The 6,524-nt window shown below is 43.8% G+C and carries 8 protein-coding genes; 6 read left to right on the top strand and 2 right to left on the bottom strand.

Annotation, left to right across the window (positions count from 1 at the left end; genetic code table 11):
* Together ACN0V2_RS07470 and ACN0V2_RS07465 are read right to left on the bottom strand one after the other, a co-directional pair.
* Positions 1-1,076 (bottom strand): HlyC/CorC family transporter (locus ACN0V2_RS07470; protein ID WP_417550177.1); only part of this gene is annotated, 1,076 nt, incomplete at its 3' end.
* Positions 1,077-1,080: 4 nt separating this feature from the next.
* Complete coding sequence (locus tag ACN0V2_RS07465; RefSeq protein WP_417550176.1) at positions 1,081-1,878, bottom strand: cytochrome C assembly family protein; 798 nt, start codon at positions 1,876-1,878, stop codon at positions 1,081-1,083.
* Between the two features lie 201 nt (positions 1,879-2,079).
* Between ACN0V2_RS07465 and ffh the strand changes: the two genes are divergently transcribed.
* The 6 genes from ffh to xerD all read left to right on the top strand — a co-directional run bounded on the left by ffh (position 2,080) and on the right by xerD (position 6,462).
* Positions 2,080-3,450: a signal recognition particle protein gene (ffh, locus tag ACN0V2_RS07460; RefSeq protein WP_417550175.1), complete on the top strand. Its 1,371-nt coding sequence runs from the start codon at positions 2,080-2,082 to the stop codon at positions 3,448-3,450.
* 86 nt (positions 3,451-3,536) lie between these two features.
* Positions 3,537-3,785 (top strand): 30S ribosomal protein S16, encoded by a 249-nt coding sequence (gene rpsP, locus ACN0V2_RS07455; protein ID WP_069295778.1) that lies wholly within the window; start codon positions 3,537-3,539, stop codon positions 3,783-3,785.
* A 21-nt stretch (positions 3,786-3,806) separates the two neighbouring features.
* The gene (gene rimM / locus ACN0V2_RS07450; RefSeq protein WP_417550174.1) at positions 3,807-4,328 is read left to right on the top strand and encodes a ribosome maturation factor RimM; all 522 of its coding nucleotides are present in this window, start codon (positions 3,807-3,809) and stop codon (positions 4,326-4,328) included.
* An 8-nt stretch (positions 4,329-4,336) separates the two neighbouring features.
* Positions 4,337-5,080 (top strand): tRNA (guanosine(37)-N1)-methyltransferase TrmD, encoded by a 744-nt coding sequence (trmD, locus tag ACN0V2_RS07445; protein ID WP_417550173.1) that lies wholly within the window; start codon positions 4,337-4,339, stop codon positions 5,078-5,080.
* Between the two features lie 13 nt (positions 5,081-5,093).
* The gene (gene rplS / locus ACN0V2_RS07440) at positions 5,094-5,438 is read left to right on the top strand and encodes a 50S ribosomal protein L19 (protein WP_069295780.1); all 345 of its coding nucleotides are present in this window, start codon (positions 5,094-5,096) and stop codon (positions 5,436-5,438) included.
* A gap of 118 nt (positions 5,439-5,556) precedes the next feature.
* Positions 5,557-6,462 carry a site-specific tyrosine recombinase XerD gene (xerD, locus tag ACN0V2_RS07435; protein WP_417550172.1) on the top strand — a complete coding sequence of 302 codons (906 nt, stop codon included), beginning with the start codon at positions 5,557-5,559 and terminating at the stop codon, positions 6,460-6,462.
* The last annotated feature ends 62 nt before the right edge of the window (positions 6,463-6,524 follow it).

Below are 6,524 nucleotides of genomic sequence, written 5' to 3'. Positions count from 1 at the left end.
TTTAATTCACGAATATTGGCTGAACCGTTGATTAGATAACTGCCATCACTTTGGGGATGAATTTCTTTTTCATCATCAATGGTATTAGCAGTAAATTCACCAACAATTTCTCTGAAAATATCTTCCAGCGTAATCAAACCGAGCAAATCACCATACTCATCTACCACCAAACCGGTACGTCGCAATTTACGTTGGAATTGAATAAGCTGTGTGTTAAGCGGAGTGTCTTCTGGAACGAAATAGGCTTCCTTAACAATACTCTCAAAGGTCTGTAGATTCAGATTGTCCTGAGTCATCAGATTCAAGGCTTTACGGACATGCAAAATGCCAACGATATTATCCATACTGTCACGATAGACGGGCAGTCTGGTGTATCCGCAATGTGAAAGCTGTTTTACGATATCCGCAAACGGCTGATTGATATCAATGCCTTCTATTTCATTGCGCGGTACCATCACATCATTCACAGTTACCTGTTCTAAATCCAAAATACTCATCAACATATCTTTGTGACGGTTTGGGATCATGCTACCGGCTTCCATCAGTGCTACCCTTAACTCTTCGATATTAATAGCCGTAGAAGTCGCATCTTCACGAGAAACACCAAATAAACCCAGCAATCGATTGGTGATAATACTGGTAAACCACACTAGCGGATAGAGAATGAATAGCAGTGGCTTTAAAACGAAACTAGCCGGATAGGCAACGCGTTCAGGATGCAGGGCAGCTAATGTTTTCGGGGTGACTTCAGCGAATAATAATATGACCAGAGTCAGGGTAAAGGTCGCCACCACAATACCATTCTCGCCTAGCAGCTTAATCCCGATAACTGTTGCAATCGCTGAGGCAAAAATATTCACAAAATTGTTGCCTAGCAGGATCAGACCAATCAAACGATCTGGTCTAGCAAGTAAACTGCTGGCAATGATTGCGCCACGGTGACCTTGGGATGCAAGATGTTTTAAACGATAGCGATTTAACGACATCAAAGCTGTTTCTGAGCTGGAAAAAAACGCCGATAAAACCAATAAACCAAACAGGATCAGAAACAGCGCAATTAAAGAGGTATTTTCCATCAAATTAACTTTGTATTAAAAATTCAAGGACTAGCTTGCTACCGACGTATGCCAGCAATAAAAAACCAAACCCGGATAAAGTCCACTTAACTGCTGTCTGGCTACGCCAACCGTATTGCATGCGTCCCCATAACAAGCCAGCAAAAACCAACCAGGCAATAACCGACAAGACCGTTTTGTGGACAACATGCTGGTCAATAAAATCATCTACAAAAACAAAACCGGTGATTAAGCCCAAGGTTAATAAAATAAAGCCAGCATTAAGCAGTTGAAATAACGCTTTTTCCATTGTTTGGAGTGGTGGCAATTTGCGCAATAAGCCACCGGCATTTTTGTGGCGTAATTGTTTTTCCTGAATTGCCAAAATAATTGATTGCATGGCCGCAAGTGCCAGTAGGGCATAAGCCGTAAGAGACAATAAGATATGCCACTCTAAAGCGGGATCGCTAAGTGTTTGTTGGTTACCGGGCGCTTCCACCCTAAACATCAGACATAATGCAACTAACGGATAAACGACTATTCCAGGATGGGCTATTGGAGAACGCATTCCCGCTAACATGGCAATGAAAGCCATTAACCAAGCAGCGATGGATAACATGCTCATTAGGCTGAGATCCCAACCTTGAGCAAATTTCATTGTGAAATAAATATCTGCAGCATGAAATAACAATGCCAATGTGGTCAATATACCAATCGGTAATGCAAGTTTATTCGCGTTATGATCGCGTTTGACAAAGTCACGGATCAAAATAACGCTGCTACTTAAATACAGTAAGAAGGCTAATGCGTTGGCAATGGCCATGAGGGGAAATCCTTAAGTTCCAATAGTGTTTATCCAGTTAAAAGCGGGTTTATCATAAATGATAAGCTGCTTCGCCGGATATCATATCAGTTATAATGCAATATCTAGAGTCTGTTTAAATTTCCTACACTTCTGAAAAATAAACAGACCCTAATACAAATAGTACTGATTTTTCAGTAACGAACCGATGCAGGATACATTATGTTTGACAGCCTAAGTGACAGACTCGCCGGTAGCCTCAAAAAACTGCGTGGCCAAGGTCGAATCACCGAAGACAATATAAAAGAAACGTTACGTGAAGTACGTATGGCTTTGCTTGAAGCTGACGTTGCTTTACCTGTAGTTCGCGATTTTATCGAAAAGGTAAAAGAGCGCGCAATGGGTCAGGACGTAATGCGCAGCCTCAGTCCAGGCCAAGTTTTCGTTAAAATAGTCAATGACGAATTGGTCGCTGTAATGGGCGATGAGGATAATAGCCTTAATCTGAACAGTCAGCCGCCAGTAGTCATTCTTATGGCAGGTTTACAAGGCGCGGGTAAAACCACCAGTGTAGCGAAGCTGGCACGATTCCTAAAAGAGCGCCATAAAAAATCCGTGATGGTTGCCAGTGCTGACGTCTATCGTCCAGCGGCGATCGAACAGCTCAAAACATTAGCGACGGATGTTGAAGCGAAGTTTTTCCCCAGTGATGCTAGCCAAGATCCTGTTGCAATCGCCCAAGCTGCTGTAGCGCAAGCCAAGCTTGAATATGTCGATGTGGTGATTATTGATACGGCAGGTCGTCTGCATATTGATGATGACATGATGGGTGAAATCAAACGCATCCATGCAGCAATTAATCCAGTTGAAACCCTGTTTACAGTGGATAGCATGACTGGCCAGGATGCGGCCAATACTGCCAAAGCGTTTAACGAAGCGTTGCCACTGACCGGTGTGATTTTGACTAAAACAGATGGCGACGCGCGAGGCGGGGCAGCTTTATCCATTCGTCATATCACCGGTAAACCCATTAAATTTATGGGTGTGGGGGAAAAGACAACCGCATTGGAAGTGTTTCATCCAGATCGTGTGGTTTCCCGAATTTTGGGAATGGGTGATGTGCTTTCCCTGGTGGAAGATGCGCAGCGCAAGATGGATGCTGGTTCTGCTGAAAAACTGGCCAACAAGCTCAAAAAAGGCAAAGGCTTCGATTTCGAAGATTTCCGCGATCAATTGCAACAAATGAGCAAAATGGGTGGGCTTACTTCGTTGATGGATAAATTGCCCGGCATGGGGCAACTTCCAGATTCAGTTAAGAACCAAGCGAATGATAAAGAGCTGGTTAAAATGGAAGCAATGATTAATTCGATGACTCCTAAAGAGCGACGTCGTCCTGAATTAATAAAAGGTTCGAGAAAAAAACGTATCGCAACTGGCTCAGGAACACAGATCCAAGATGTAAATCGCTTACTGAAACAGTTCTCTCAAATGCAAAAAATGATGAAAAAAATGGGCCAGAAAGGTGGCATGGCTAAAATGATGCGTGGCCTTGGTGGAAAGCTCCCAATGGGCGGCGGTGGCATGCCATTTTAGGACAATCGCATTTACAGCTTTGCAAAGCTTAGATAAGTGCGTAAAATAACTCTATTTTTCCATCCAGATTTTCAACGGGTAGGTTTATGGTAACAATTAGAATGACTCGCGGCGGCGCTAAAAAGCGTCCTTTCTACGGCATTGTCGTAACAGATTCACGCAGCAAACGTGATGGTCGTTATATCGAGCGCGTTGGTTTTTTCAACCCAATCGCTAAAGGCCAAGAAGAAGAATTGCGCATTGATTTGGAACGTGTGAAACATTGGATCAGCCAAGGTGCACAAACTTCTGAGCGTGTAGCTCAGCTGATCAAACAAGCACAAAAAGCTGCTTAATTTCACTCCGGGAGTGTCGTGATGGCTGATGCCAGCGAATTTATCCCGGTAGGGAAGATATCAGGAGTTTTTGGCGTTAAGGGCTGGGTAAAAGTATTTTCTTTTACCGATCCTCGCGACAATATCCTTGAATATAAACCGCTTTACGTGCATCGCCATGGTGATTGGATTCCAATCGACGTTAATGGCGGCCAGTTGCAAGGTAAAGCAGTTGTTATGAGTCTGGAAAAGGTTACTGACCGTAATCAGGCCATGACATTAATCGGTTCAGAGCTGGCGATTAAACGGTCGCAGTTGCTTGAAACTGACGAAGATGAATATTACTGGGCTGATTTAGTTGGCCTGACAGTGATTAATACTGAAAATGAAAAACTGGGAATTGTTGATCACCTGTTAGAAACCGGTGCCAACGATGTTCTCGTAGTGAATGGAGCAGATGCGGAAACGCAATATCTGATTCCATTTGTATTAGAAAGAACCGTATTGAAGGTTGATCTGGAAAATAAACAGATTCAGGTTGATTGGCAAGCCGACTATCTTTGAACAATGAAATGCAGCTATCGGTAATTTCATTGTTTCCTGAGATGTTTGCTGCAGTAACAGAATATGGCGTAACAGGTCGGGCGGTAAAACAAGGCAAATTAAGCCTGAATTATCATAACCCAAGAGAATTTACGTCAGATAAACATCAGACCGTGGATGATCGCCCTTATGGTGGCGGCCCTGGGATGGTTATGAAAGTCAGTCCGCTGTTGGATGCAATTAAGGTTGCAAAACAACATTTAGGTGATGATGCAAAAGTCATTTATTTATCACCTCAGGGACAAAAGCTGAATCAGCATGCGTTAGGCCAAATGGCGAAACGTAAATCAATGATTCTGCTGGCTGGTCGCTACGAAGGTATTGATGAGCGATTAGTAGAACAAGAAATTGATGAGGAATGGTCGATTGGTGACTATGTTCTCAGCGGCGGTGAGCTGGCAGCCATGGTGATGATTGATGGTATTGCCCGTTTGTTGCCGGGGGTGTTGGGTGATGCTGAATCTGCAGAGCAGGATTCATTTATGAGTGGTCTTTTAGACCATCCGCATTACACTCGTCCGGAAGAGTTAAATGGCCAGACAGTGCCAGCCGTACTGTTAGGTGGGAATCATGAGGCAATACGTCAGTGGCGTCTCAAACAGTCCTTAGGACGAACATGGTTACGGCGACCTGATTTGTTGGAATTGATAACTTTAACAACAGAACAGGCTGCTTTATTGGAAGAATTTATTGCCGAGCGCGGGCAGGATTAGTTGGGAGCAAACAATGAGTAACATTATCGATCAGCTTAACGCTGAACAATTGAGAAGCGATATTCCGGATTTTTCTGCCGGTGACACAATTGTTGTCAAAGTTCGTATTAAAGAAGGTGAGCGTGAGCGTGAACAGGCTTTTGAAGGCATTGTTATCGCAAAACGTAACCGTGGTTTGCATTCAGCTTTCACTGTTCGCAAAATCTCTAACGGTGTTGGTGTAGAGCGTGTTTTTCAAGCGCACAGCCCGACTATCGCCAGTGTTGAGTTGAAACGTCGTGGTGATGTTCGCCGTGCGAAACTTTACTACCTGCGTGATTTGACTGGTAAAGCAGCACGTATTAAAGAAAAATTGTAATTATTACGGGTCGTCAGATCCGTTGAATTATAGAAGGGACAAAGTTGATTTCAGCTTTGTCCCTTTTTTTGTGGTTTGAAATTATTAATATGCGCAATAGTGAATCTTAAGCAATCCAATGACAAAGCCTAGCGATATACATCTGAGTCATCTACAAAGCTTTCTTGATTCCTTATGGCTTGAATCCGGGCTCAGTGATAATACGGTTACCGCTTATCAACATGATTTGGTGGCATTCTCCAGCTGGTTACAGCCATTGGGTGTGACATTAGTTAATGCCGAGCGTGAGCATATCCAGCGTTATCTGCAACAACGAATGCGTGATGGTAAAAAGGTGCGCAGCGACGCACGTTTGTTATCCAGTTTGCGTCGGTTTTATCGTTATCTTTGCCGTGAAAGTATTCGTGATTCCGATCCTACTGCGATGCTGGAATCTCCCAGACTTGGCAAATCACTTCCAGGTAGTTTATCTGAAGAAGATGTGATCAACCTGCTAGCCCAACCCGATACTGAAAGTGCTTTGGGCATGCGTGACAGAACGATGTTGGAAGTTTTGTATGCCACCGGGTTACGGGTATCTGAACTGGTGGCGTTAACCTTTGAACAACTCAATATGCGCCAGGGACTTATTCGCTGTATCGGTAAAGGAAATAAAGAACGACTGGTTCCCTTAGGTGAAACCGCGTTGGACTGGTTACAGCTTTATTTGCTGGAAAGCCGACCTCAGTTATTACAAGGCCAGCTGACAGATGATTTATTTCCAACTCGTCGTGGCCAATTAATGACCCGTCAGGCATTCTGGTACATCATCAAACGTTACGCCAAACTGGCACATATCGATAAACCACTGTCACCGCATACGTTACGCCATGCTTTTGCCACTCACTTGTTGAATCATGGTGCCGATTTGCGTGTGGTTCAGTTGTTACTGGGGCATGCCGATTTATCGACAACGCAAATTTACACCCATGTCGCTAAAGCCAGACTGCAACAGATGCATAACCAACATCATCCACGCGGGTGAGTTTTCAGCATCATGTGAGCTGATGTTAAACTGGCGAGTTAAAAATTAATTAGTTTGGGAGA

The organism is Methylophaga sp. (assembly GCF_048266885.1).
In the GTDB taxonomy this organism is placed as follows: Bacteria; Pseudomonadota; Gammaproteobacteria; order Nitrosococcales; family Methylophagaceae; genus Methylophaga.
This window is presented reverse-complemented; position numbering and strand designations above follow the sequence as displayed.